Raw genomic sequence first — 25,222 nt, 5'->3', positions numbered from 1 at the left:
GGGTCTCCAGAAGTCGGAAGTGGTGCAAAGCCTTCGATGCTAGCTGCGGCCTCCGGGGTGATTGATGCAATCACGGCCCGGAATTGATGCTCAGCGGTGCAGGGTGTCCCGGGAGGTCGGCGGCGCCAGGTCGACCCGTTGCGGCAGCTCGGGCGCGCTGCCGTGCCAGCGGCGCACTGCGCGCTGGAAGAACATGCTGTTCGGAATCTTGAGCGTCGTGCCCCCTTGGGCGCTGCCGCTTTCTTCCAGCGTCGTGAAGATCAGGTTGATGTCCAGCACACGGCCCTTGAGGCCCGGCTTCTCTCCGTTCTCCAGCACTTCGACCGTGTCGCCGGGCCAGAACATGCGCGTGGTGAAGATCAGCAGCGCGCAGAAGATGTTCGACAACACGCTCCAGGCCGCGAAGAAGGCCACGGCGCCGACGGCGGCAAAGCTCGTGAAGGCGGTCCATAGCACGGTGCCCGAGACGCCCAGCCGCTCCAGGCCCCACATGAGCGCGCCGCCATAGATCAGGAAACCGGCCGTGCGGCGAGTGACCATGGCCACGTTGTGGGGCAATCGGTAGCCCGTGGTCACGCGCGCGATCAGCCGGCGCACGAAGCGATAGATCAGCCAGGCACCCAGGAGGATCAGCCCGACCTGCGCCGTCGGGACGATGATTTCCAGCCATTCGATGGCCCAGCCGGGCAATTGGGCGCGCAGGTTCTGCAGGGCATGGATCATGGCGGACCCTCACCCTCAGCGCGTAGGGCTGGTTCGCGGTTGCTCAAGGCAGGTCTTTGCTCGACTCTGGCTCGGCGGTATCGCGCGGGCCCACGCGGCCGAGCCTTTCCTTGAGCGACTGGGGCTTGCCGGTGATCAGTGCTGCGTAGTTGGTGGTGTTCGCCAGCACCTTCTTGACGTAGTCGCGCGTCTCGCTGAAAGGCACGTTCTCGGCCCAGATGGCGGCCTCCATCGTCGGCCCGTTGCGCCAGTTGCGCGGCCGGCCGGGGCCGGCGTTGTAGGCCGCGGCAGCCAGCGCCATGGAGCCGTCGAAGTCGTCGAGCGCGAGCTTCAGGTAGTTGGTGCCGATGGTGATGTTGGTCTCGTGATCGTTGATCTGGCCCGGCGTGAAGTCGCTCATGCCGATCTTCTTGGCGGTCCAGCGTGCGGTGGCCGGCATGACCTGCATCAGACCCGAGGCGCCGACGCCCGAGCGGGCATCCATGATGAAGCGGCTCTCCTGCCGGATCAGGCCATAGACGTAGGCGGGATCGAGGCCGATCTCCCGGCTCTTGCGCACCACCGTGTCGCGGAAGGGCATCGGGAAGCGCTGCTCGACATCGATCACACCCTTGGTGCGTTCGCTGGTGTTGATGCAACGATCCCATACCTCGCGCTGGCAGGCGAGATCCGCTGCGGCCAGCAGGTCCCGGTCGGTCATGCCGCCCGTGGTGTGCAGATTGGTGGCGTAGTTCCACTCGCGCGTGCCTTCGGGGCGCAAGCCGATCGAGATGGCGTAGAGCGCCCGGTTGAGCGCCGGGTTGTTGCGCGCCGCGTTCTTTTCTTCGGGCGTGAGCGGCGCCGGCCGCGTCGGCACGGTCGCACGCTGGCCCAGTTCTTCAAGGGCCAGCAGTTCGTAGAAGCCGCGTGTGCCGGAGATGCTCTCGTACAGCGTGCGGGCCTGGGCCCGGCGTTCGTCGCCGCCATATGAAGCCAGGGCGCGAGCCTTCCAGTAGACCCAGGTGGGATCCCGCTGCTGCGTCTCGCTCATGGCGTCGATGGCGGCCTGCACGATCTTCCAGTCGCCGGTGCGCAATGCGGCGCGCGCCTTCCAGGCGAGCATGTCGTCGGTGAGGTCGCTGTTCTTGGTGACGTTCGCGAAGTAGCCGTTGGCCAGCGGCGAGAGCTTGCTCGCGGCTTGCCGTCCGATGGTGCCCCAGAGCCAGTTGCGCTCTTCGGCGGACATCATCGGGCTCCACTTGGCGTCGAATTGCGACGCGGCCATGTCGGGGTCGGCATTCGCCATCTTGATCAGCGCGAGCACCACCAGTTCGCGGCGCGACTTGGCCGCGACGACGGCCCGGCCGGCCAGGAACTTGCCGACGTTGGCGTTCATTTCGTCGAACAGCGGGATCGCATCGGGCGCCACCAGCATCACCGCGGCGCGAGCCGCCTGCGGCCGGTTCGCCTCGATGGCGAGGCGCGCCTTCTTCCAGGCATCGTTGGGCGACATCAGGCCTGCGCTGATCATGCGGTCCGCCGCCGTCAGGCAGCCGTCATCGAGGTCGCGCTGGCCGAACCAGTTGCGGCGTATTTCCTCCAACTGGCCGCGGGTGGCGGTGCCAGACTGCAAGGTCTCGACCAGGACGGCGTAGCAGCGCACCTGGGCATCGTCGTTCATGCGGAATGCCGGGTTCAGCGAGGTGAAGCCTTCCCAGTCGCGGCGCTGGCCGGCGAGCAGCAGCCAGTCATTGCGCAGGCGGTCCTCCTGGTAGGTGCCGGCGTACCGTGCGAGGAACTCCTGGATCTCCGGCAGGCTGACATCCTGCAGGCGAGCCTTCATTTCCCAGTAGGCGGCCCACGGTTCGAGCACATGGCCGCGTGCCTGCGGCAGCAGCGCCGTGAGGCGCGCCTTGTCGCCGCGCTGGGCGGCCTGTTTCATCTGGAGGAGGACGTCGTCGTTGCTGTTTTGCGCGTCGGCCGGCCGGGTCGTCGCGGCAATCACAAGGAACGAAAAAGCAAGAGTTGAAAGAGCACCGCGTCGGCGGCGGCGGACGGATGCCAAAATGCTTGCGAATTGCATCGGGGGATTATGGACAAGTCAAAGGGTGCCGACACCTCGGCAACTGCCACATTTCTCAAGTCTCAGTTGCGTGCGGCGCTGATCGAACAGCGCCTCGGCATGCCGGACCGCCTCGCGCGCTCCGATCTTCTGCAGCGCGTGATGCGGATCTGGCTCGTCGGGCGGCCGGATACCGTGATCGGCGCCTATTGGCCGATCAAGGGTGAATTCGATCCGTTGCCGGCGCTGCACCGCTGGAAGGAAGACGGCGAACTCCTGGACGAGCCGCAGCGCAGGCGCATCGGCCTGCCGGTCGTCAACCGGGTCCACAAGACGCTGGGCTTCCACGCGTGGTATCCGGGCTGCCCGATGGAAAACGATGCCTTCGACATCCCGAAGCCGAAGGAAACCGAGCTGATCGTGCCCACGCTGCTCTTCGTGCCCTGCCTGGGGTACAGCGCTGGCGGCTATCGCTTGGGTTACGGTGGCGGCTTTTATGACCGCACGCTCGCGGCGCTGGAGCCGAGACCGTTCACGGTCGGTTTGGGTTTCACCAACGGCTTCCTGGAGAACTTCGAACCGGAGGCGCACGACCTGCCACTCGATGCAATCCTGAACGACAACGGCGTCGTCTGGCCGATAGGTTGACCGGGCACGCGACGAGTCAATCCATCTGATCGATCGTGTCGGGGTCTGGCACCTCGCCGATCGTTTCCCGGGTGATCGCAGCCTGGGCCTGCAGCCATTCGTTGAAAGCCTGGATTTCAGGCCTTGGCGCGCTGCGCGGCCCGGTGATCAGCCAGTAGCCCATCGGTGAATCCATGCGGTGCTGCGGGAGCACTTCCACGAGGTCGCCGTTGGCCAGGCTTTCCGCGATGAGCGAGCTTCGCGCCAGAACCACGCCCTGGCCGGTCAACGCGGCCTGCACCATCTGGTAGGCATAGTTGAAGTACAGCCAGCGCCGCGGCTGCGCGCGCGGCATGCTGTTGACCTCGAACCAGCGGCGCCAGGTGAGCCATTCGAGGTGGGTGCGGTGCGCGTCTCCCGCTTCGATGAGCGTGAAGCCGGCGATGTCCGCCGGCGACTTGATCGGCGGATTGGTCTTGATGAGCCAGGGGCTTGCCACCGGCGTGATGTTCTCGCCGAACAGGCGCAGGGCGCCGGCCGGCATGTTCTCGCGCGGGCCGTAGCGCAGGGCGATGTCGACATCGGCGATGTCCAGGTCGAGCGCCGCGTCGCTGGCGTCGATGCGGATGTCGATCTCGGGGTTGTCGCGCTGAAACGCCTCCAGGCGCGGAATCAGCCACATCGAGGCGAACGATGCGAAGGTCGTGAGCGACACGCTCTTGCGCCCGGCGTTCTGACGGATCTGACGCACTGTACCGTCGATGCGCGGCAACGACTGCTGAACCGCCAGCAGCAATTGCGCACCGGCGCTCGTCAATTCGACCGCCCGCGTGTGCCGCAGGAAGAGACCCACGCCGACCTCCTCCTCCAGTGACTGGATCTGACGGCTCACGGCCGACTGGGTCAACGCCATTTCCTCGGCCGCGGCCCGAAAGTTCAGGTGGCGGGCGACCGCCTCGAAGGCGCGAAGGTGGCCGGCCGAAATCGGTCTGGACCGCAGATGGGTTTGCGAATGGAGCATGTCTGTCGGCCTTCGACGATGGGTGGATTGATGCGAATCCGGAATCAGTAGGCTACCGCGTTTTCATTGGACCGCCAACGACGGAGGGCAGATCATTCATTCCCGAAGCGCGCCATTTGCGTGCTCAATATCAAGGAGTCGAACATGTCTGCCGTCTGCACCTCCACCTCGCCGTCTTCCATTGCATTGGGCCGTCCGGCCACCGTGCCTTCGGCCGTGCGCCGTGGGGCATGGCAACTCGAGGCCGGCCATGCGATGAGTCTGAAGGCAACGAGCGCCAGCGTGCTGCGCGTCCGGCAAGGCCGGGTGTGGGTCACGCGCGACGCCACCGCCCAATGGGGAAGCGAAGACCTGGTGCTGGCACCGGGTGAGTCGATCACCGTGGCGGCGGGCCAGCGCATCGTCATGGAGCCCTGGGACGGCAACGGCGCGACCTACAGCTGGGACGCCGTCCAGGCCGCACCCAGGGGCTGAGCGCCTCAGCCGGCGATATCGAAGCGGGAGCGCAGCGCGATGAAGCGCTCGAGCGCCTCCCTGCCGTGGAGATCATGAAGGTCCGCCAGATCTTCGTGGTCTTCCACTTCCGCCAGGCCCATCTCGAAGCGCTGGTAGCGGCGTTTCAGCAGCGTGCCCTCATACAGGATGCGCACATCCGAATGCCGCCGGTCGGCTGCCAGGCGGCGCATCAGCGAAATCACTGGCTCCGGCGGCCCCTCGAGATGCTGGCAGAAGCGCAATCCGTCAAATACCAGCAGGCCGGTGATCCCTTCCTGGGCGTTCCGGGCGCGGGCCAGGGTCACGATGTGGCCCACCACGGTGGTCGACTGATCGGGGGCGAGTCGGCTGCAATAGAGGATTTCCTGAAGTTCCATCGGCTGTCGGGGAGAGAAGGCGAGCGGAGTGTAGGAGCCGGACTCGAACGGCGAAATGTCAAAAGACACTCAGGACAGCGGCAGTTTCGCGGGCCTATAGTGCCGACGTGAAATTCGAGGACTATCCGGCGCCCGCCGTTCCCCCTTGCGGTGACCACCCCTGCGATCAGTGCGGCCTGCGCGCGAATCCCGCCTTCCTCCAGGTATCCCCGGCCGAAGTGCGCGCCATCGAGGCGTTCCGACGCGGTTCGCGCCTTGTCGAAGCCGGAAGACCCATCATCGAGGAGTACCGCCCCGGTCCCCATCTCTTCACGCTCTACGGCGGCTGGGCCTTTCGCTTCAAGACGCTCAGCGACGGCCGCCGGCAGATATTGAGCTTTCTGCTGCCGGGCGATTTCATCGGACTGCAGGACGAATTTGCCGACGGTTATACGCACGGCGTCGAGGCCGTGACCGACGTCACCCTTTGCATGTTCGACCGCGACGAGCTCTGGGACCTGTTCCATGCGCATCCAAAGCTGGGCTACGAAATCACTTGGCTCGCCGCGCGGGAGGAGAAGATGGTGGACGACAACCTCGTCACCGCCGGCAGGCGCAACGCGAACGAAAGAGTCGCGATGCTGCTGATGCATCTCTATCGCCGTGCGCAGCGGGTCGGCATGGTGCGCGACGGCTGGGTCGAATTCCCGTTCAACCAGCAGCACATCGCCGACGCGCTCGGGTTGTCTCTCGTCCACACCAACAAGACCTTGCGGCGACTGCGGCACCTGAACCTGCATCGCCTCGAAGGCGGCTGGCTGCGCATCCTCGATCCGAAGGCGCTGGAATCGCTGGGCGACTACTTCGAGCGGCCGCTGCGTCCGGTGCCGCTGATCTGACGGCTCTGGCGGTCTTTGCGCAGGAGCGCACGCCGCCCGGCAATATCGATGCGCCTGCGTCATCGATATCGCTTATCGTCAGGTCCCTTCCTGACACTATTGCATCGCCTCATCTGATGAACCTGCTCTCCCGGCTGCGCCAGATCGCCACGGTTGGCGGCGTCGAATCGCTTGGCGTGGCCGTCGGCGGCGTCTCCGGACTGCTCATCGTCAACGTGCTGCCCAAGGACCAGTACGCCGCCTACACCTTTCTGGCCGCTTGCATGATGCTGGTTCTGGGAGTGACCGATCTGGGGCTGGCTCACTGCTGCATGCCGGTGGTCGGGCAGCGTTCGAATGAGGTTCCGTGGGTGGTCGGCGCGTGTCAGCAGGTGTTCCGCAAGCGCTGGCTGCTGCTGGGCCTGGGTCTGTTGCTGGTGGTGCCCTACTGGTTCCTCACCTCCCGCCAGCACGGCTGGTTCGGGCCGGCTTATTTCCTTGCGTCAGCGCTGATGCTCACGGTCGTTCTTCTGGCGCTGCGGGAGCACTACGGCGGCACCATCCTGGTGATTCTTGGGCACATCCCCAGCCTGAATCGCATCGGCTTCACTTCGAGCCTCGTGCGGATCACGTTTGTCGGCACCGTCCTGTTGCTTCCGACGACCTCATGGACCGTGGCCGGTGTCGTGGCGGCCACGGCCGCGACGAGCATCGTGAGCGTCATGTTCTTTCGCCACGAGTTCAGGGTGCACGAAATCGGCGATTCAAGGCTGGATGCCGACGATGCCCGGCGCGTCGATGCCCAGGTGATCCAGATTGCCAAGCCCCTGGTACTCCCGGCGATCTTCTACCAGGTGCAGGGCGTCGTGACGGTGTTCCTGGTGTCGCTCTTCGGCACGTCGAACATGATGGCGGAAGTGGGTGCCTTCGGGCGCCTGAGCATGGTGCTGATCGTCGTCGATCGTGTCACCGGCATCCTTCTGTTTCCGGCCATTGCCCGCTCGCCCACGGGCACGCGGCTGCAGTCCATCGTGCTCAGGGCGCATCTGGCTTATCTTTGCACGATGGGACTGGCGCTGTTGACCTCGATCTACTTTCCCCAGTACTGGATCCTGCTGCTGGGCTCGAAATACAGCAGCCTGACGCCGCTGGTATGGATGGTGTTCCTCTCATCGATGCTGCAGAGCGCATCAGGCTTCGCCTTCCGTTCGCTGACGGTGCGTGGGGCGACGTCGGGGCAGAGCTACAGCATCCTGGTGACGCTGACCATCCAGGTTCTCTATCTGGCAGTGATTGGTGTGACCGATCTTCGCTCGGTCCTCGGGTTCGGCATCGCGACCAGCGTGGCCAATTTCGGCTACCAGTACGCGCTCCTCACGATGCGCTGGAGGCAGTGGCGGATGGGGCCGGCTCAGGCTCGCTTGTAGATTCGTCCGATGGCCGAGGCAATCTTGAGCGAGATTTGCCGTTTCGCGAGATCGCCGTCGGAATACACCTTGATGGGCGCATTGGCGAAGCGGTAGTACCACTTGCTGGCCATCGATGGCGGCTTGCCCCGCAGCGCTTGGCGGATATGCCCGCCGTGCCATGGTTTCACCGAACCGATGGCGTGCGAGAGGTAATACCCGCCGGGCGCGAAATCCATTGCCTCAGGCCCCGCCGTGTTCAGCGGCGCGTCGCATACCGTGAGGGCGAAGTTCATGGCATCCTGGTCCGTCGAATGGAAGAGTGCGGCCGGGCCTCCTGCCTTGAGGTGCTTGATGCCGGCGTTGTAGGCCAGGACGATCTCGCACAGATGGCGCCACAGGGCCAGGAACTCGAAGTGCTCGCGCGAAACGGCAATGAAACCGGAGTTGTAGTAGCGCTCGAGCGCGCGCCGGGGCGTGATGCCGTGCGGCTCGAAGAAACGGTTCCACAGCAGGCGCTTGGGATGTCGCGCCGGGAAGCTCCAGTTGATGTCCTCGGTAAGCGAAATGCCGTCTTCGGTGAACCATCCCGTGAACGAGGACCAGTCGTACTTCACGACGATATCGGGATCGAGATAGGCAACGACGGTCGATGCCGGTGCATGCCGCTCGAATACTTCGCGAATGAAAGTGGGTTTGTAGTAGGCGAAATGCAGCGGCGTGTCGAGTTCGACCATGCATAGGGCGAGCGTCTGCGCGACCTGCAGCCGGCCCGTGGAACGATCGAAGGATGGCGATTGCGTGATCCAGCTCGGCAGCGCACCGCGATAGCCGACCCAGAGGTCGCCCTCGTAGCCGGCGGCGATCAGCGAATTCGACAGCGCTGCAACCCCGAAATGGTAGTTGCCTTCGAAGAGCGTGCAGAGCGTGATGTTCATGGGTAGTGGAGGTAAGGCGCGTTCGAGTGTAAACAGATGTCGTACGCCGGCGATCGGTGCATTTCGCAGCGCATTGCCGAGTGCGGACGCGTCGATAATCCGCGCCAATCGCGCCAGTTCGCGCGAAGCATTCGGAAAAGTGGCATGAATCAGACTCCGCAGCACAACCAGGAACCTCTCGACATCGTCATCATGGCTGCCGGCAAAGGCACGCGCATGAAGAGCAGCCTGCCCAAGGTGCTGCACCGCCTGGGTGGCCGGTCGCTCGTGGCGCATGTGATCGACACCGCCACCCGCGTTGGCGCGCGCAACATCGTCGTCGTGACCGGGCACGGCGCGGCCGATGTCGAATCGGCCCTCGACGGCGCCGTGCCGGGCGTGACGCCTCTTTTCGCGCGCCAGATTCCGCAGTTGGGCACCGGCCATGCGATGCAGCAGGCGATGCCGCTGCTGCCAGACGACGGCACGGTGGTGGTGCTCTCCGGTGACGTTCCGCTCATCGGCGAGTCCACTTTGCGCGCGCTGGTCGCGGAAAGCGCAGGGCGACGGCTGGCGCTGCTGACCATCCAGGTCGACAAGCCGACCGGCTATGGCCGCATCGTGCGGGCGCTGGGCCAGGAGACGGAGGGCGAAGTGCTCGCCATCGTCGAGGAAAAGGATGCGAATGAAGGCCAGCGCGCCATCAACGAGATCTACAGCGGCGTCATGGCGGTGCCCGCCCGGCTCCTGAAAACCTGGCTCACGCGGCTCGACAACAAGAACGCGCAGGGCGAGTACTACCTGACCGACGTCGTCGGCTTTGCTACGGTCGACGGCGTGCCGGTGGTCGCGCATCGCACTGACGATGCCCTGCAGGTGGCCGGCGTGAACAGCCCCGCGCAGCTGGCCGCGCTGGAGCGCGCCTACCAACTGCGCCAGGCCGATGCGCTGATGGCGCAGGGTGTTCGGCTGGCCGACCCTGCGCGCTTCGACTTGCGCGGCACGCTGGCTTGCGAAGCGGACGTCGAGATCGACGTCAACTGCGTGTTCGAGGGGGCAGTCTCACTGGGTGCGGGCGTGCGCATCGGCGCCAACTGCGTCATCGCCAATGCGCGCATCGAGACCGGATCGGTGATCCATCCCTTCACCCACATCGATGGCGAAAAGGCCGGCGTGACGGTGGGCGCGGGCTCGCTGGTCGGGCCGTTCGCGCGCCTGCGGCCCGGGGCGCGCCTGGGCGCGGAAGTGCACATCGGCAACTTCGTGGAAGTCAAGAATTCGACGCTCGCGGCGGGCGCGAAGGCCAATCACCTTGCCTATCTGGGTGACGCCACGGTGGGCCAGCGCGTCAACTACGGCGCCGGGAGCATCACGGCCAACTACGACGGCGCCAACAAGCACCGCACCGTTATCGGCGACGACGTGCACGTGGGCAGCAATTGCGTGCTGGTCGCACCGGTCACGATCGGTGCGGGCGGCACGATCGGCGGCGGCTCGACCGTCACCAAGAGCACCGAGCCGGGTGCGCTGACGATCTCGCGCGCGCGGCAGACCAGCTTCGCGAACTGGCAGCGTCCGAAGAAGGTGCCCAAAGACTGAAGCGCCCGGTCAAGGCGTCATCCGCGGCGGGACAGCGGCAACGGCAACGGCAACTGCGGCGCGAACTTCGCCCGCTTGACGCTGAAGAAGGCCTTCACGTTGCGGACATTGGCATCGCTCGTGAAGAGCCTCTGCGCCAAGGCTTGGTAGCCGGGCATGTCGCGCACAGTGACGATCAATACGAAATCCGGTCCCGGTGAGACGCGATAGCACTGCTGGACCGCTTCGTCGGACGCAATGCGTTGCTCGAAGGCGTCGAGCGCGGATGCGTCCTGCCGATCCAGCGAAATCTCCACCACCGCGGTGAGCAGCGGAGCGATCCGGTCGGCGCGCAGGATCGCGACCTCGCTCTCGATCCATCCTGATTCGCGCAAGCGACGCAGGCGCCGCAGGCACGTGGGTGGCGAAATGCTGAAGCGTTCGGCCAGCGACTGGTTGCTTTGGGAGGCATCGCGTTGCAGCGCGTCGAGAAGACGCAGGTCGATGTCATCGAGATCTGTTATTTTCATTTCTATGGATCATAGTGAAATAAAAATTCACCAATCACGTCGCAAGTAATTTGATTCCATATATGGAAGAAATGAGAAGAGAAATTTCAATCGACGCGCCATAGGATTGCTCAACTTTCCAATCCCCAGGAGCAATTTCATGTGTGGCATCGTCGGCGCTGTTTCCGGTCGCGACATCGTTCCCATCCTCGTGCAGGGCCTGCAGCGTCTGGAATACCGCGGCTATGACTCCTGTGGCGTGGCCGTCCATGCCGATGGTCTGCAGCGCGCTCGCACCACGTCGCGCGTGGCCGACTTGCTGGCTCAAGTGCGAAACGATCATGTGGAAGGCACCACCGGCATCGCCCACACACGCTGGGCCACGCATGGCGCGCCTGCGGTCCACAATGCCCACCCTCATTTCAGCCATGGTCCCGGCGCGGACGCCGAGGCGGCGCGGCCCGGACGCATCGCGATCGTGCACAACGGCATCATCGAGAACCACGAGCCCCTGCGCGTCGCCCTGCAGGGCAAGGGCTATGCATTCGCCAGCCAGACCGATACCGAAGTCATCGCACACCTCGTCGACAGCCACTACGACGGAGACCTCTTCGAAGCCGTGAAGGCGAGCGTCAGGCAACTGCAGGGCGCCTACGCCATTGCAGTGATCTGCCGCGACGAGCCGCACCGCGTGGTCGGCGCGCGCGCCGGGTCGCCGCTGATCCTCGGCGTGGGCGCGGAGGAGGGCGAGAACTTCCTCGCCAGCGATGCGATGGCGCTCGCCGGTGTGACCGACCAGATCGTCTACCTCGAAGAAGGCGACGTGGTCGACATCCAGCCCGGCAAGTACTGGATCGTCGATCGCGCGCACAAGCCCGTGACCCGGTTGGTGCGTACCGTGCAGGCACACAGCGGCGCGGCCGAACTCGGTCCGTATCGCCACTACATGCAGAAGGAAATCTTCGAGCAGCCGCGCGCCATTGCCGACACGCTCGAAGGCGTGGAAGGCATCGTGCCCGAGCTCTTCGACGGTGTAGCGATCGACGGCGAGCCCGGCGCCGCCGCATGGCGCGTCTTCAGGGAAATCGACAAGGTCCTGATCCTGGCCTGCGGCACCAGCTACTACAGCGGCTGCACGGCAAAGTACTGGCTCGAAGGCATCGCCAAGATCCCCACCCAGGTCGAGATCGCGAGCGAATACCGCTACCGCGACTCCGTGCCAGACCCGAAGACGCTCGTCGTGACGATCAGCCAGTCGGGCGAAACGGCCGACACGCTGGCCGCGTTGAAGCACGCGCGCTCACTGGGCATGACGCAGACACTCACCGTCTGCAACGTCGCGACCAGCGCCATGGTGCGCGAGTGCAAGCTGGCCTACATCACGCGCGCGGGCGTCGAGATCGGGGTGGCTTCGACCAAGGCCTTCACGACGCAATTGGCGGGCCTCTTCCTGCTCACGCTGGCGCTCGCGCAATCGAAGGGCCGGTTGTCCGCAGTGGATGAAGTGCGCTACCTGAAAGAAATGCGGCATCTGCCGGTTGCACTGCAGTCGGTGCTCGCGTTGGAGCCGCAGATCATCAGCTGGGCGGAGGACTTCGCGCGCAAGGAAAACGCGTTGTTCCTCGGCCGGGGCCTGCACTACCCGATCGCGCTCGAAGGCGCGCTCAAGCTCAAGGAAGTGACCTACATCCATGCGGAAGCCTACGCGGCCGGTGAACTCAAGCACGGCCCCCTCGCGCTGGTCACCAGCGAGATGCCGGTGGTCACTGTCGCGCCCAACGACGCGCTGCTGGAGAAGCTCAAGAGCAACCTGCAGGAAGTGCGCGCACGCGGGGGCGTGCTGTATGTGCTGGCCGACGGCGACACGCGCATCGAGAGCAGCGAAGGCGTTCATGTGATCCGCATGCCCGAGCACTACGGCGCGTTGTCGCCGATGCTGCACGTGGTGCCGTTGCAGTTGCTGGCGTATCACACGGCATGTGCGCGGGGGACGGATGTCGACAAGCCACGCAACCTGGCCAAGAGCGTGACCGTGGAGTAGGTCCGCTCAGGTCCGCATCGGGGGGGAGGGAGGGAGAGAGAGGAGGAGGTGGGAGATGTCCTCCGCTCACAGCCAGTGCGCAGGCGTCTCCAGCGGCGTGCGCTCGATCGGATCGAGCACGGCGAGCCACGCGTCGACCTTGGGCATCTCCCAGCCGAAGAAGTAGTCGCAGGCGGCGAGCTTGCCGCGATGGAAGTCGCTGGCCTGGGAGCCCTTGAGCAGCTTGCTCGCTGCGACGGCCTGATCCAGCCACAGCCAGCCGACCACGACATGGCCGAATGCTTCGAGGTAGGGGCCCGCATTGGCGAGTTGCAGTTCGGCGTCTTCCAGCGCGTGGAGCTGGCGAGTGATGGTCCACAGCTTCACCCACGCCGCCTCGAGTGCGAGAGCGTGGTCCTGGAGGGAAGTCACGTGTGCCGCGGCGTTGACGGTGGGCGCGAGGCGCGCCGACAGGAGCTGCATGGCCCGTCCCTGCGCGACACGGGTCTTGCGGCCCAGCAGGTCGAGGGCCTGGATGCCGAAGGTGCCTTCGTGGATGGGATTGATGCGGTTGTCCCGATAGAACTGCTCGACGTTGTATTCACGGGTGTAGCCATAGCCGCCGTGCACCTGGATGGCCAGCTCGTTGGCGACCAGCCCCCATTGCGCGGGCCAGCTCTTGGCGATCGGTGTCAGCAGCTCGAGCAGAAGATGGGCGTCGTCGCGCTCTGCCGGATCTTCCAGCGAATGGACGTCGTCGTTGAGGCGCGCCGCGTACAGGCACAGCGCCAGCGCGCCGGAGGCGTAGGCCTTTTGCGCAAGCAGCATGCGGCGCACGTCGGTGTGTTGGATGATGGGCACCGGCGGCGATGCCGGATCGCGCTGGCTGCGCGTGCGGCCTTGGGTGCGCGTCTTCGCGTAGTCCAGTGCGTGCTGGTAGCCCGTGCAGGCGAGGGCGGCGGCGGTCAGACCCACGCTGATGCGGGCTTCGTTCATCATGTGGAACATGTAAGCGAGGCCTTTGCCGGGCTCGCCGACGATCTCGCCGATGGCGCCGGCCTCGCCTCCCGGCCTGAACTTTCCTTCACCGAAGTTGAGCAGGCAGTTGACCAGTCCGCGCTGGCCCATCTTGTGGTTCACGCCGGCCGGTACGACGTCGTTGCGCTCGCCCAGGCTGCCATCCTCGTTCACCAGTCGGCGCGGCGCAGTGAACAGCGAGATGCCCTGCACGCCGGGCGGGATCTGCCCGTTCGCATCGGGGATCTTGGCCAGCACGAGGTGCACGATGTTCTCCGACACCTCATGCTCGCCGCCCGAGATCCACATCTTGTTGCCGAAGAGGCGATAGCGGCCGTCGGGTTGGGGCACCGCTTTTGTGCGGATGTCGGCAAGGCTCGATCCGGCCTGCGGCTCGGAGAGGCACATGGTGCCGAAGAAGCGACCTTGCGCCATCGCGGGCACGTACTTCGCCACTTGCTCTGCTTTGCCATGCGCCATCAGCAGGTTGGCGTTGCCGATCGTCAGATAGGCATAGCCCGCAGTGGCGACGTTGGCGCCCATGAGGTAGGCCATCCCGGCGCGCTCTACCACCGAGGGCAGGCCCATGCCGCCCCATTCTTCGGGAAAGGCCGCGGCCATGAGCCCGGCCTCCGAGAACGCGCGCATGGCCACGCCGACTTCGTCGATGACGGTCACCGCCTCGCCATCGAACGAAGGTTCCTGGCTGTCGCTCTTCTTGTTGTGCGTGGCGAACAACTCGGTGGCGATCCTGGCGTAGGTGTCCAGGACCGATGCGTAGTCGAAACGGTCCTGCCCGGCAAAGCGGGGGCGCCGGGCGAGAGCATCGACCTTGAGCCAGTCGAAGAGGAGGAAGTCGAGGTCGCTGCGGGAGAGGATGAGTTCTTGGGTCATGCGGGCGGGGCGACCTGCGGTCGCGGGCTTCAGGTAGCCGGCAAGGAGACCACAGAAGGCTGGGCCTCGGCCCCACCCCAAAGTGAGGGGCCGCAGAAGCGGGCGTCCACGTAGGCTGCCCGGATGCAGGATTTCACGTTCAACACCACCCGCTCGTTGAAGGTTTTGCGTGGCGGCGCCGAAGGCGCCCCCCATCCCCAAAGGGTGGGGAATTCCGCGATGGCGCTCCTTAACCTGAAGGCATGTCTATCCAGCAGCCGATCAACATTCAGATGAGCGAAGAAGTCCTGGTCTACGAGAAGGTGGGCAAGACGGCGGTCATGACGCTGAACCGGCCCAAGTACAAGAACGCGCTCGATGAGTCGCTGCGGGCGGCGATGCCTGCGGCCATTCGCGCCGCGCGCCAGGATCCGTCGGTCGCCTCGGTGGTGCTGACGGGAGCCGGCGGCAGTTTCTGCTCGGGCGCGCAACTGTCGAACGGCGGGGACGAGACCGAAAAGCCCTTCGCCGTTCGGGACCTGCTCATCGACGCCCATCGATGGTTCGCGGAACTGGCCGATCTCGAAAAGCCGGTGATCTCCGCGGTCGACGGCTTCGCGGTGGGCGCGGGCTTCTCGCTCGCGCTCGGGGCGGATTTCGTCATCGCATCCGAACGCGCCAAGTTCGCGGCCAGCTTCGCGCGCGTGGGCTTCGTGCCCGACCTGTCGCTGCTGCATGTGCTGCCGCGCCTCGTGGGCCTGGCGCGCGCCAAGGAGATCGCCTTCAGCGCGCGCGACATTCCCGCCGACGAGGCGCTGCAGATGGGCCTGGTTCAGGCCGTGGTTCCGGCCGAGCGCCTGCTCGAGACGGCGCTCGCCTTCGCGCGCCGCTTCGACGACGCGCCCACGCACGTGCTCGGCCTGACGAAGAACATCCTGAACCGGTCCTTCGAGACGGACCGGTATGGACTGGCGCAATGGGAGGCCGCCCTGCAGGGGATTCTGGCCGGCAGCAACTATCACGCCGAGGCGCTCACGCGCTTCCTCTCGCGCGAGGCACCCGCCTACGCTGGTGCGCCTCGCTTCGATGCCTCCGGCCTGTGAGTTTTCAAACGTTCAAAAGGAGAAATACATGACAAGCAAAGTAGTGGTGGCCGGTGTCGGCATGATTCCCTTCAAGAAGCCGGGCCAGAGCGAGACCTACCCGGTGATGGGCGCCGAGGCCGTGCGGCTCGCGCTGGCGGATGCCGGCGTGGGCTACGAGGCCGTGCAGCAGGCCTATGCCAGCTACATCTTCGGCGACTCCACCGGCGGGCAGCGCGTGCTGTACGACGTGGGCATGACCGGCATTCCGGTCATCAATGTGCATAACAACTGCGCGAGCGGATCGTCCGCGCTCTATCTCGCGCGCCAGGCCATCGCCGGCGGCGAGGCCGACGTCGTGCTGGCTTTCGGCTTCGAGCAGATGAATCCGGGCGCGTTGGGCGACATGTACACCGACCGGCCCTCGCCGCTGGAGCTGTTCCAGCAGACCTGCGCCAGCGTGGTTCCCGAAGGGGTGGCGCCGGCGCTCCGCCTGTTCGGCGCGGCCGGCCAGGAGCACATGAAGCGTTTCGGCACACCGCTGGAGAGCTTCGCCAAGGTTCGCGCCAAGGCCAGCCGCCATGCGGCCAACAACCCGTTCGCGGTGTTCCGCAAGGTGGTCAGCACCGATGAGGTAATGGCTGACCAGGTGATGTGGCCCGGCGTGATGACGCGCCTGATGGCCTGCCCGCCGACCTGCGGCGCGGCCGCCGCGGTGCTGTGCAGCGAGGACTATGCGAAGAAGCACGGCCTCGACGCGCGTGTGTGGATCGCCGGCCAGGCGCTGGCCACGGACGGCCCCGAGACCTTCAACTCCGGCGACATGCGCCACCTTGCAGGCTTCGGCATGTCGCGCGCGGCGGCAAGGCGCGTGTACGAGTTGGCCGGCATCGGTGCCGAGGACGTCGACGTGGTCGAGCTGCACGACTGCTTCGCGCAGAACGAGTTGCTGACCTATGAAGCGCTGGGTCTGTGTCCCGAAGGCGGCGCGCAGAAGTTCATCGACGATGGCGACAACACCTACGGGGGCCGCTACGTGGTCAACCCCTCGGGCGGCCTGCTCTCCAAGGGTCATCCCATTGGCGCGACCGGTCTCGCGCAGTGTTACGAACTGGTATCGCAGCTGCGCGGCAGGGCCGACAAGCGCCAGGTCGAAGGCGCGCGCGTGGCGTTGCAGCACAACGTCGGCATCGGCGGCGCCGCTGTCGTCACGATGTACTGCATCTGAGTTCGACATGAATGGCCGCGCGAACGTGGGGCCGGAGCAGCGCGACCTCGGCCGCCACGCCGTCATCAACCGGGACAAGCCCTCGATCAGGATGCATCGACCCTGTTGAAGTGCCGCAGGACAAGAAAGCCAACGAGAGAGACATCGCCATGAAAAAGCATCTGCACCGCGCATTTCCCGTATTTCCCATCTTCGCCGTGATGGCCTGCCTGGCCACGATGACCGCGGCATCGGCCGAGCCTGGTGTGGCGAAAGAGCCCGCCCTGGCCGTCACGCCCGACAACTTCGTGCGCGCCGAAACCGATCGCTATTTCGGCAACATCGCGTCGTACGCGTTCGGCAAGCTCATGCACTACCGCGACTTCGTGCCGCTCGACAAGGTGGCCGTCGTGCGGGTGAATCGCGACACGCTCTACTCGGTGGGGGTATTCGACCTCGACGCCGGGCCGGTGACGGTGACGCTGCCCGACGCCGGCAAGCGCTACATCTCGCTGGTGGCCTACAACGAAGACCACTACGCGTCGCCCGCGATCTACAAGCCGGGCACCTACACCTTCACCCGCGAGCAGCTGGGCACCCGTTACGCGATGCTCGGGATTCGCATCCTGTTCGATCCGGCCGACGCGGCCGACCGCAGGCAGGTCCATGCGCTGCAGGATGCCATCGGCACGCGCCAGGAAGGCAACGGCCGCTTCGAGGTGCCGGCCTGGGACCCGGCAAGCCTGAAACACATGCGCGAAGCCCTGTTCGAACTGGGCAAGACAGTGCCCGATTCGCGAGGCATGTTCGGCAGCCGTGATCAGGTGGCACCGGTGCGGCGCCTGATCGGCTCCGCCATCGCATGGGGCGGCAACAACGAGAAGGACGCGCTCTATCTCAATGTGACGCCCAGCCGCAACGATGGAGCCACCGTCTATCGCATGCGGGTGAAGGACGTGCCGGTGGATGGCTTCTGGTCGGTGAGCGTGTACGACGAGCACGGCTTCTTCAAGCCCAACCCCTACGAGGCCTACGCCCTCAACAACATCACGGCCAGGCGGAGTGCCGACGGCTCGATCGACATCCAGTTCGGCGGTTGCGACGGCAAGCTCCCCAATTGCCTGCCGACCATGCCGGGCTGGAACTACATGGTGCGGCTGTACCGCGCGCGAACCGAGATCCTGAGCGGTGACTGGATCTTCCCCCAGGCGCAGGCCGTGCCTCGCTGAAGCCCCTTCGATCTTTCGAATCAAGACCATGCCGACTCTCCACAGGATCGCAGCGTTCGTCGTGTCGCTCATCGGCGGCCTGCTGCTGCCCGCCATCGCGTGCGCGCAGTCCACGGCGCTTTCCACCGACGAGGCCCGCGCCATCGCGAAAGAGGCCTACATCTATGGCTATCCGATGGTGGACCATTACCGCATCCAGCACTCGTACTTCGTCGAGCGCGCCGGTCCCGAATACAAGGGGCCTTGGAACCAGGTCCACAACACCGCGCGGGTGTACACGCCGGACGACCGCGCGATCCAGTCGCCCAACTCCGACACGCCGTATTCGTTCATCGGTGCGGACCTGCGCGCCGAGCCGCTGGTGATTAGCGTGCCGCAGGTCGAGCCGGGCCGCTACTACTCGCTGCAGTTCGTCGATGCCTACACCCACAACTTCGCCTACGTGGGCAGTCGCACCACCGGCAACGCTGCCGGCCGCTTCCTGCTGGCGAGGCCCGGGTGGTCGGGCGAGAAGCCCGAGGGCGTTGCCTCGGTGATTCGCTCCGAGACCGATTTCGCCTTCATCATGATTCGCACCCAGCTCTTCGGTCCGCAGGACATCGACGCCGTGAAGAAGGTGCAGGCGGGCTATCGCGTGCAGACGCTGTCGTCCTACATGGGGCGACCTGCGGCGTCGGCGGCCGCCGTCGACTTTCCGCGCCCGCTGTCCGTCGCCGAACAGCGCAGCTCGCTGGAGTTCTTCAATCTGCTGAACTTCGTGCTGCAGTTCTGCCCCCCGCATCCCAGCGAGCAGGCGCTGATGCAGCGGCTGTCCCGGCTCGGCGTGGGGGCGCGGCGGCACATCGATGTCCAGGCGCTGTCGCCCGCAATGAAGACCGCCATCGAAGCCGGCATGGCCGACGCCTGGCAGGCACTTGCCGTCCTCGACAAGCAGTTGGCCTCCGGCGAGATCACCAGCCGCGACCTGTTCGGCTCGCGCGAGCGCCTGCGCAACAACTACCTCTACCGCATGCGCGGTGCGGTCGGCGGCATCTATGGCATGGACCAGGAAGAGGCCCTCTACCCGGTCTACTACGTCGATGCCACCGGCGGCAAGCTCGACGGCGCGGGCCAGCGCTACACGATGCGATTCGCGCCCGGCCAACTGCCGCCTGTGAACGCCTTCTGGTCCCTGACGATGTACGAGCTGCCATCGCGCACGCTGGTCGGCAATCCGATCGGTCGCTACCTGATCAACTCGCCGATGCTGCCCGGGCTGAAGCGCGACGCCGATGGCGCAATCACGATCTACCTTCAGCACGACTCGCCGGGCAAGGACAAGGAGGCGAACTGGCTGCCTGCGCCGGAGGGGCCATTCTTCGCGGCGCTGCGCCTGTACTGGCCCAAGCCCGAAGCATTGAACGGCGAATGGAAAAGGCCGGCGCTGCAGCCGGTGGCAACAGCCCTGCGCACCAAAAGCGATTGATAGAGAGATGAAGCACGTCCACGCAAAGACGATCGGGCTGGCCCTCGCGCTGGCTTTCAATTCGATCCATGCCGCACCGGCCGATGCGGCACCCGCCGGACCCGCCAAGGCTGCCAGCGAGGCCACGGCGGCGCGCAACGCCGCGGTGCTCAAGCAACTGCCTTTCGACGACCGCGCCGACTTCGAAGCGGCTGGCCGCGGTCTGGTCGCGCCCTTCGAGGGGCAGATCAAGAACGACGCGGGGCAGGTCGTGTGGGACTCGCACAGCTACGACTTCCTGCTTCAGGACCAGGCGCCAGCCACCGTGAACCCGAGCCTGTGGCGCCATGCGCAACTCAATTCGCGCGCCGGCCTCTTCAAGGTGACCGACCGGGTCTACCAGTTGCGCGGCATGGATCTCGCCAACATGACGGTGATCGAAGGCGACCACGGACTGATCATCATCGACCCGCTGCTGAGTTCCGAGACGGCCCGCGCCGCGCTGGCCTTGTACCGCCAGCATCGCCCAGCCAAGCCAGTGGTCGCGGTGATCTACTCGCACAGCCACGTCGATCACTTCGGCGGCGTGCGAGGCGTGATTGACGAAGCGGACGTGAAGGCGGGCAAGGTGAAGATCTTCGCGCCCGCTGGCTTCATGGAGGAGGCGATCAGCGAAAACCTGCTGGCCGGCAATGCGATGTTCCGGCGCGGCATGTACCAGGCCGGCTCCGCGTTGCCGCGCGGAGAGCGCGCACAGGTCGACACGGGCTTGGGCAAGGGCACGCCGCGCAGCGCGACGATCACGCTGATTCCGCCGACCCACCTGATCACGAAGGAATTCGAATCGCACGTCATCGACGGCGTGCCCATCGAGTTCCAGCTCACGCCCGACACCGAGGCGCCCTCGGAAATGCACATGTACCTGCCGAAGCAGCATGCACTGTGCATGGCCGAGAACGCGACGCGCATGATGCACAACCTGCTCACGCCGCGTGGCGCTTTGGTGCGCGATGCCAAGGGTTGGTCGAAATACCTCGACGACAGCCTGGTGCGCTATGGCGACAGGGCCGAGGTGATGTTCACGCAGCACAGCTGGCCCACCTGGGGCGGCGAGAACATCCGCACCTTGCTGGCCGACCAGCGCGACATGTACGCCTTCATGAACGACCGCACACTGCATCTGCTGAACCAGGGGCTGACGCCGAACGAGATCGCCGAGGCCATCAAGAAGCTGCCGGGCGACCTCGACAAGAAGTGGTACGCGCGCGGCTACTATGGCGTGCTGAGCTTCAACGTGCGTGCGGTCTACCAGCGCTACATGGGCTTCTATGACGGCAACCCCGCCAACCTCGACCCGCTGCCGCCGGTGGAGTCCGGCAAGCACTATGTCGCTGCGATGGGCGGTGCGAGCGCGGTGCTCGCGCAGATGCGCGAGGCCATGGGCCGCGGCGACTACCGCTGGGCGGTGCAGATCGGCAACCACCTCGTCTTCGCCGAGCCCGACAACAAGGAGGCGCGCGATGCGCAGGCCGATGCGCTCGAGCAGCTCGGCTACCAGAGCGAATCGGCGGTCTGGCGCAACATCTACCTGTCCGGCGCGGCCGACCTGCGCAACGGCGTCCCCGAGCTGGCGAGCCGCGCCACGCAAGATCTCGTCAAGGCGGCGACGCCGGCGATGTTCTTCGACTTCCTGGCCGTCCGGGTCGATTCCGACAAAGCGCAGGGCCACGACATGACGCTGAACTGGAGCTTCGACGACGTGCGCCAGTCCTTTGCGCTGACCTTGCGCAACGGCGTGCTCACGCATCGCGAAGGCACGAAGCATGCGAAGGCCGACGCCACGGTGCGCATGAACAAGGCCGTGCTCGACCGCATCAGCTTGCGACAGCTCGACTTCGCCACGGCGCTCAAGCAGGGCGACATCCGCGTCGAGGGCAATGCGGGCAAGCTCACCGAACTGCTCGGCATGCTGGACGCGTTCAAGCCCAGCTTCAACATCGTCACCCCATGAGTTGACATGACACGTCCAAACGCCTCGGGAAGCGACGTCGTCCGCATCGAGGTGCCGGCGCAGCCGCGCAAGCGGCCGCGCCAGACGCGGTCCATCGTACTGGTGGAGGCGCTCAAGGAGACCGGTCGCGAGATCCTCGATCGCGAGGGCCGCGATGCGCTGACCGTGCAGAACCTCTCCGAGCGCTCGGGTGTCGCGGTCAGCTCGATCTACGAGTACTACCCGACGATGGAGTCGCTGATCGCCGCGATCTTCAACGACTACCGCAGCGAGGCGCGGCGCGAGGTGGTCGAACACATTGCAGCGCTACCGCCCTCGGCGGGGCTGTTCGAGGGCATCCTCTCGCTGCTGCGCTTCGGCATGGCGGCCCTGGAGCGGTGGGCGCAGGTCGATCCGGAGTTCAATCTCAAGGCCACCTACTACGAAGAGCTGGTGCGGCTGGAACTCGTCAAGTCGGAACACTTCTGGTCGGCCGTCGCGATGCCGGCGCTGATGGAGAAGTTCACCGACGAAGTGCTGGTGCGCGACCGCGAGAAGGCGGCCTTCCTCGCCCACCATGTGCTGCTGGCCCTCCCGCGCGCGATCGTGCTCGGCCGGCCGCGATATCTCGGCGACGAGGACACGCCGCTGCTCATCGCGCGCATGCTCTACGCGCTCATGACCACGCCTGGCGAAGCGCCGGATCCGAAGCCGGAGTGAAGGGTTTTCGGGTTTCGTGAATTCGGTGAATTCTCCTTGCGCGACAAGGACTTGCGTAGCGACGGATGGCGCCGGAATCCGGATTGGGAAATGCCTTCGCGCTTCCTACACTGACCCGATTTCAACGCCGAACCCATGAGCCGACGATGTCAATTTCACAAGCCTCCCTCGAAGACAAGACCCGAACGCTGCTGAACGAGCCGGCAGCCTTGGCGAACTACTCGCTCCATGCCTGGGGGCAGATGCCGCGCGCCGAGATCGACGCGCTGCAACTCGCGGCCCTGAAGCAGCGCTTCGCCGAATTGCGCGACCGCATCCCGATGCTGAAGAAGTTGGCCGATGCCGAAGGTGTCGATGTCGTCGAACAGCTCGACGACATCGTGCCGCTGATGTTCGAGCACACGGTCTACAAGTCCTACCCGCCCTCGTTGCTGGAGAAGCGCAACTTCGCTCAGATCAACAAATGGCTCGGCAAGCTCGTCACGCCCGAGATCGCGGAAAAGCTCGCTGCCGCTGACGTTCAAGGCTGCGAAGGCCTGGACGACTGGTTCCCGCGCATGGACCAGGCCGTGCCCGAGCTGCGCATGAGCCACACCTCCGGCACCTCCGGCACGGTCTCGTTCCTGCCGCAGAGCGTGATCGAATGGCGCAAGGCCTGCCAGGTGCGCAAGATGTTCATCTGGGGCATGGAGGGCCCCGACACGCCCGATCCCGATCTGCACACGGCCTATCCCTACTACCGCGCCGGCTTCCTCAGCCATGTGCGCGCGAACGATTTCCTGATCGAGGCGCTGCTGCCCGGCGAGGCCAACTTCCATGCCGCCTACCCGTCGACGCTCTCCAGCGACGTCCTGCACCTCGGCGCGAAGATCCGCGCAGCCCACGCCAAGGGCACGCTGGACCGGCTCGAGATCACTCCGGCCATGAAAGCGAAGAAGCTGGCCTTCGACAAGCTGCAGGCCGAAATGCCGCAGCATCTCGCGGCCTTCTTCGAGCGCATGACCCACGAACTGCGCGGCAAGCAGGTGTACATCGGCGCCACCTGGAATCTGCTGCATGCCATGGCCAAGGCCGGCCTGGAGCGAGGCTTGGAGGGCGTGTTCGCCGCGGACTCGTACATCACGACCACCGGCGGCGCCAAAGGCATGCCCCAACCCGAGGGATGGCGCGAGGACATCCTGCGCTTCACGGGTGCCCGCGTGCTCAACGAGACCTATGCCATGTCGGAGCTGGTTTCGGGCTCGCACGTCCGCTGCGAACACGGCCACTACCACTTCGCGCACACGGTCATCCCCTTCCTGCTCGACCCCGAGACCAGCAAGCCGCTGCCGCGCACCGGCCGGCAGACGGGCCGTGCCGCCTTCTTCGACTTGGGCGCCGACACGCGCTGGGGCGGCTTCATCACGGGCGACGAAATCGCTGTCGAGTGGGACAAGCCTTGCGCATGCGGCCGCTCGAGCGCCTACGTCGTCGGCCCGATCCAGCGCTACAGCGACAAGAACGGCGGGGACGACAAGATCACCTGCGCCGCGACCGAAGCCTCGCACCGCGAAGCGATGGACTTCCTCACCACTCTCGAAGGCTGATTCCAATGAGCACCATCGACAAACCCATCGCCCCGATGATCATTCGCGGGCAGATCATCACCGATCACCTCGTTGAAGTGGGTGGTCGCGGCGGCGATCTAGCTTTCCTCACGCCCGACTGGAACCGCTACCTCGACAAGCTGCCGCTGGGCAATCCGACGAAGCTGGCCGACCTGTACAAGCTCAGCTTCGACGACATCCTCGACTACGCGGTCGAGCTCGGGCAAAGGCTCAACCTCGCGGACAACCGTCATCTGCAGGAAGCCTGCGAGCTCTCCTACCTCACGGCACCGACCACGCCCACGCTCGTGAAGACGAGCTACATGGGGCTGAACCGCGTGCTCGAACGCGACAACATCATCGAGGCGGTCGAGGCCAGCGTCGGCATTAAGTACCTCGAAGGCTGGGTGCCGCAGAAGCTGCTCGACGGCACGGAGCTGGAGGTGCGTTGCTTCGGCGCGCGCGCGCTGCACATCGTGGCCGGCAATGCGCCGGCGCTGTCGTTGTGGACCATCCTGCGCAACATGGTGCTGCGCAGCGACGCGATCATCAAGGCGCCCTCCAACGACCCGTTCACGGCGCTGGCGATCGCCCGCACGATGATCGAGATGGCGCCGGACCATCCGCTCACGAAGCACGTGAGCGTGGCCTACTGGAAGGGCGGCGACACGGCCTTCGAGGAGCGGCTGTACCAGCCGCAGAACATCGAGAAGATCGTCGCCTGGGGCGGCTTCGCCTCGCTGAAGCACGTCACGCGCTACATCCAGCCCGGGCTGGAATTGATCTCGCTGGACCCCAAGCGCAGCGCTAGCATCATCGGCCGCGAGACCTTCGAAAGCGACGGCTCGATGCGCGAGGTCGCGGTGCGTCTGGCCACGGATATCGGCGTGCTGAACCAGAAGGGCTGCGTCTGCGCGCGCGTGGTGTATGCGCAGAGCGGCACTGATGAAGACGGTGTGGCGAAGCTCAGTGCCTTCGGACGCATGGTGCATGAGGCGCTCCTGAAGCTGCCCAACTCCGTCAGCACCGCGGCCAAGCGCTATGACCCGGGCCTCAAGGCGGAAGTCGACGCGCTGCGCCTCGATGACGAGTGGTACGAAGTGATCGGCGGACGGGACGGGGAGGGCGCCGTGATCGTGTCGAAGATTTGCGAGGCGGTGTCTTTCTCGGCGATGCTCGACGACCGCACCGCCAATCTCGTGCCGGTCGATTCGCTCGACGAAGTGATGAACGCTGTCGATGCCTATACGCAGACGGTGGGCATCTATCCCGAATCGCTCAAGGACGAGTTGAAGGACCTGCTGCCGCTGCACGGCGCGCAGCGCATCGTCTCGCTCGGCTATGCGGGCGCGATGAAGATGGCCGCGCCGCAGGATGCCATCGAGCCGATGCGCCGAATGGGCAAATGGATTTCCAACCAGATCGCCTCTCCCGACAAGACGCCGGCAGCGTGGCTGAGGCCCCCACTGCCGGCCGATCACTGATCCATTTCTGCAAGGACTT

At 65.5% G+C, this 25,222-nt stretch carries 21 protein-coding genes; 14 read left to right on the top strand and 7 right to left on the bottom strand.

From position 1 onward, the window contains the following. Positions 1–90 precede the first annotated feature (90 nt). Both AC1DHL_RS12065 and AC1DHL_RS12060 read right to left on the bottom strand, forming a co-directional pair. Complete coding sequence (locus AC1DHL_RS12065) at positions 91–723, bottom strand: mechanosensitive ion channel domain-containing protein (RefSeq protein ID WP_478162106.1); 633 nt, start codon at positions 721–723, stop codon at positions 91–93. A gap of 43 nt (positions 724–766) precedes the next feature. Beyond that, positions 767–2,785, bottom strand: a complete 2,019-nt coding sequence (locus AC1DHL_RS12060; protein ID WP_478162105.1) for a lytic transglycosylase domain-containing protein — start codon at positions 2,783–2,785, stop codon at positions 767–769. A gap of 9 nt (positions 2,786–2,794) precedes the next feature. Between AC1DHL_RS12060 and AC1DHL_RS12055 the strand changes: the two genes are divergently transcribed. Continuing rightward, positions 2,795–3,412, top strand: a complete 618-nt coding sequence (locus tag AC1DHL_RS12055; RefSeq protein WP_478103143.1) for a 5-formyltetrahydrofolate cyclo-ligase — start codon at positions 2,795–2,797, stop codon at positions 3,410–3,412. A 16-nt stretch (positions 3,413–3,428) separates the two neighbouring features. On the opposite strand, the gene AC1DHL_RS12050 is transcribed toward AC1DHL_RS12055, so the two are convergent. After that, positions 3,429–4,412, bottom strand: a complete 984-nt coding sequence (locus tag AC1DHL_RS12050) for a LysR substrate-binding domain-containing protein (protein ID WP_478162104.1) — start codon at positions 4,410–4,412, stop codon at positions 3,429–3,431. Positions 4,413–4,556: 144 nt separating this feature from the next. On the opposite strand from AC1DHL_RS12050, the gene AC1DHL_RS12045 reads away from it, so the two are divergent. Further along, positions 4,557–4,886: a DUF2917 domain-containing protein gene (locus AC1DHL_RS12045; protein ID WP_478103146.1), complete on the top strand. Its 330-nt coding sequence runs from the start codon at positions 4,557–4,559 to the stop codon at positions 4,884–4,886. Between the two features lie 5 nt (positions 4,887–4,891). On the opposite strand, the gene AC1DHL_RS12040 is transcribed toward AC1DHL_RS12045, so the two are convergent. Further along, positions 4,892–5,284, bottom strand: a complete 393-nt coding sequence (locus AC1DHL_RS12040; protein WP_478162103.1) for a BLUF domain-containing protein — start codon at positions 5,282–5,284, stop codon at positions 4,892–4,894. A 107-nt stretch (positions 5,285–5,391) separates the two neighbouring features. Between AC1DHL_RS12040 and AC1DHL_RS12035 the strand changes: the two genes are divergently transcribed. Then, on the top strand, positions 5,392–6,162 hold the full coding sequence (locus AC1DHL_RS12035) for a Crp/Fnr family transcriptional regulator (RefSeq protein WP_478103148.1): 771 nt from the start codon (positions 5,392–5,394) through the stop codon (positions 6,160–6,162). Positions 6,163–6,278: 116 nt separating this feature from the next. After that, entirely contained in the window at positions 6,279–7,568 is a 1,290-nt protein-coding gene (locus AC1DHL_RS12030; protein ID WP_478103149.1) for a hypothetical protein, read from the top strand. Here AC1DHL_RS12030 and AC1DHL_RS12025 read toward each other — a convergent pair. Beyond that, positions 7,553–8,485: a glycosyltransferase family protein gene (locus tag AC1DHL_RS12025; protein WP_478103151.1), complete on the bottom strand. Its 933-nt coding sequence runs from the start codon at positions 8,483–8,485 to the stop codon at positions 7,553–7,555. The two genes, AC1DHL_RS12030 and AC1DHL_RS12025, sit on opposite strands and share 16 nt — an antisense overlap. 144 nt (positions 8,486–8,629) lie before the next feature. Between AC1DHL_RS12025 and glmU the strand changes: the two genes are divergently transcribed. After that, the gene (glmU, locus tag AC1DHL_RS12020) at positions 8,630–10,063 is read left to right on the top strand and encodes a bifunctional UDP-N-acetylglucosamine diphosphorylase/glucosamine-1-phosphate N-acetyltransferase GlmU (RefSeq protein WP_478103152.1); all 1,434 of its coding nucleotides are present in this window, start codon (positions 8,630–8,632) and stop codon (positions 10,061–10,063) included. A gap of 17 nt (positions 10,064–10,080) precedes the next feature. Here the strand turns inward: glmU and AC1DHL_RS12015 are convergent, their stop codons facing one another. Continuing rightward, positions 10,081–10,572, bottom strand: a complete 492-nt coding sequence (locus AC1DHL_RS12015) for an Lrp/AsnC family transcriptional regulator (protein ID WP_478103154.1) — start codon at positions 10,570–10,572, stop codon at positions 10,081–10,083. Positions 10,573–10,711: 139 nt separating this feature from the next. On the opposite strand from AC1DHL_RS12015, the gene glmS reads away from it, so the two are divergent. Further along, the gene (gene glmS, locus AC1DHL_RS12010) at positions 10,712–12,592 is read left to right on the top strand and encodes a glutamine--fructose-6-phosphate transaminase (isomerizing) (RefSeq protein ID WP_478162102.1); all 1,881 of its coding nucleotides are present in this window, start codon (positions 10,712–10,714) and stop codon (positions 12,590–12,592) included. A 66-nt stretch (positions 12,593–12,658) separates the two neighbouring features. On the opposite strand, the gene AC1DHL_RS12005 is transcribed toward glmS, so the two are convergent. Beyond that, positions 12,659–14,482, bottom strand: a complete 1,824-nt coding sequence (locus AC1DHL_RS12005) for an acyl-CoA dehydrogenase (RefSeq protein WP_478103157.1) — start codon at positions 14,480–14,482, stop codon at positions 12,659–12,661. Between the two features lie 242 nt (positions 14,483–14,724). On the opposite strand from AC1DHL_RS12005, the gene AC1DHL_RS12000 reads away from it, so the two are divergent. The 8 genes from AC1DHL_RS12000 (at position 14,725) to AC1DHL_RS11965 (ending at position 25,203) form a co-directional block, all read left to right on the top strand. After that, complete coding sequence (locus tag AC1DHL_RS12000; RefSeq protein WP_478103159.1) at positions 14,725–15,564, top strand: enoyl-CoA hydratase/isomerase family protein; 840 nt, start codon at positions 14,725–14,727, stop codon at positions 15,562–15,564. A 28-nt stretch (positions 15,565–15,592) separates the two neighbouring features. Next, positions 15,593–16,771: a lipid-transfer protein gene (locus AC1DHL_RS11995; RefSeq protein ID WP_478103160.1), complete on the top strand. Its 1,179-nt coding sequence runs from the start codon at positions 15,593–15,595 to the stop codon at positions 16,769–16,771. Between the two features lie 149 nt (positions 16,772–16,920). Beyond that, a complete protein-coding gene (locus AC1DHL_RS11990; RefSeq protein ID WP_478103161.1) occupies positions 16,921–17,979 on the top strand; it encodes a DUF1214 domain-containing protein in 1,059 nt (352 codons plus the stop codon). A 28-nt stretch (positions 17,980–18,007) separates the two neighbouring features. After that, the gene (locus AC1DHL_RS11985) at positions 18,008–19,444 is read left to right on the top strand and encodes a DUF1254 domain-containing protein (RefSeq protein WP_478103163.1); all 1,437 of its coding nucleotides are present in this window, start codon (positions 18,008–18,010) and stop codon (positions 19,442–19,444) included. A 7-nt stretch (positions 19,445–19,451) separates the two neighbouring features. Beyond that, a complete protein-coding gene (locus AC1DHL_RS11980; RefSeq protein WP_478103164.1) occupies positions 19,452–21,434 on the top strand; it encodes an alkyl/aryl-sulfatase in 1,983 nt (660 codons plus the stop codon). Positions 21,435–21,440: 6 nt separating this feature from the next. Then, complete coding sequence (locus tag AC1DHL_RS11975) at positions 21,441–22,133, top strand: TetR/AcrR family transcriptional regulator (RefSeq protein WP_478103166.1); 693 nt, start codon at positions 21,441–21,443, stop codon at positions 22,131–22,133. A gap of 146 nt (positions 22,134–22,279) precedes the next feature. Next, a complete protein-coding gene (locus AC1DHL_RS11970; RefSeq protein WP_478103167.1) occupies positions 22,280–23,719 on the top strand; it encodes a phenylacetate--CoA ligase family protein in 1,440 nt (479 codons plus the stop codon). Between the two features lie 5 nt (positions 23,720–23,724). Further along, complete coding sequence (locus AC1DHL_RS11965; RefSeq protein ID WP_478103169.1) at positions 23,725–25,203, top strand: acyl-CoA reductase; 1,479 nt, start codon at positions 23,725–23,727, stop codon at positions 25,201–25,203. The last annotated feature ends 19 nt before the right edge of the window (positions 25,204–25,222 follow it).

Source organism: Variovorax sp. 10L426, assembly GCF_056395305.1.
This window is presented reverse-complemented; position numbering and strand designations above follow the sequence as displayed.

Coding starts and splice junctions, on each gene's coding strand:
- AC1DHL_RS12040 (WP_478162103.1), bottom strand. CDS start 5,284: ATGGAACTTCAGGAAATCCTCTATTGCAGCCGACTCGCCCCCGATCAG.
- AC1DHL_RS12050 (WP_478162104.1), bottom strand. CDS start 4,412: ATGCTCCATTCGCAAACCCATCTGCGGTCCAGACCGATTTCGGCCGGC.
- AC1DHL_RS12055 (WP_478103143.1), top strand. CDS start 2,795: ATGGACAAGTCAAAGGGTGCCGACACCTCGGCAACTGCCACATTTCTC.
- AC1DHL_RS11980 (WP_478103164.1), top strand. CDS start 19,452: ATGAAGCACGTCCACGCAAAGACGATCGGGCTGGCCCTCGCGCTGGCT.
- AC1DHL_RS11985 (WP_478103163.1), top strand. CDS start 18,008: ATGCCGACTCTCCACAGGATCGCAGCGTTCGTCGTGTCGCTCATCGGC.
- AC1DHL_RS12030 (WP_478103149.1), top strand. CDS start 6,279: ATGAACCTGCTCTCCCGGCTGCGCCAGATCGCCACGGTTGGCGGCGTC.
- glmU (WP_478103152.1), top strand. CDS start 8,630: ATGAATCAGACTCCGCAGCACAACCAGGAACCTCTCGACATCGTCATC.
- AC1DHL_RS11970 (WP_478103167.1), top strand. CDS start 22,280: ATGTCAATTTCACAAGCCTCCCTCGAAGACAAGACCCGAACGCTGCTG.
- AC1DHL_RS11975 (WP_478103166.1), top strand. CDS start 21,441: ATGACACGTCCAAACGCCTCGGGAAGCGACGTCGTCCGCATCGAGGTG.
- AC1DHL_RS12060 (WP_478162105.1), bottom strand. CDS start 2,785: ATGCAATTCGCAAGCATTTTGGCATCCGTCCGCCGCCGCCGACGCGGT.
- glmS (WP_478162102.1), top strand. CDS start 10,712: ATGTGTGGCATCGTCGGCGCTGTTTCCGGTCGCGACATCGTTCCCATC.
- AC1DHL_RS12025 (WP_478103151.1), bottom strand. CDS start 8,485: ATGAACATCACGCTCTGCACGCTCTTCGAAGGCAACTACCATTTCGGG.
- AC1DHL_RS11965 (WP_478103169.1), top strand. CDS start 23,725: ATGAGCACCATCGACAAACCCATCGCCCCGATGATCATTCGCGGGCAG.
- AC1DHL_RS12005 (WP_478103157.1), bottom strand. CDS start 14,482: ATGACCCAAGAACTCATCCTCTCCCGCAGCGACCTCGACTTCCTCCTC.
- AC1DHL_RS12000 (WP_478103159.1), top strand. CDS start 14,725: ATGTCTATCCAGCAGCCGATCAACATTCAGATGAGCGAAGAAGTCCTG.
- AC1DHL_RS11995 (WP_478103160.1), top strand. CDS start 15,593: ATGACAAGCAAAGTAGTGGTGGCCGGTGTCGGCATGATTCCCTTCAAG.
- AC1DHL_RS12015 (WP_478103154.1), bottom strand. CDS start 10,572: ATGAAAATAACAGATCTCGATGACATCGACCTGCGTCTTCTCGACGCG.
- AC1DHL_RS12045 (WP_478103146.1), top strand. CDS start 4,557: ATGTCTGCCGTCTGCACCTCCACCTCGCCGTCTTCCATTGCATTGGGC.
- AC1DHL_RS12065 (WP_478162106.1), bottom strand. CDS start 723: ATGATCCATGCCCTGCAGAACCTGCGCGCCCAATTGCCCGGCTGGGCC.
- AC1DHL_RS11990 (WP_478103161.1), top strand. CDS start 16,921: ATGAAAAAGCATCTGCACCGCGCATTTCCCGTATTTCCCATCTTCGCC.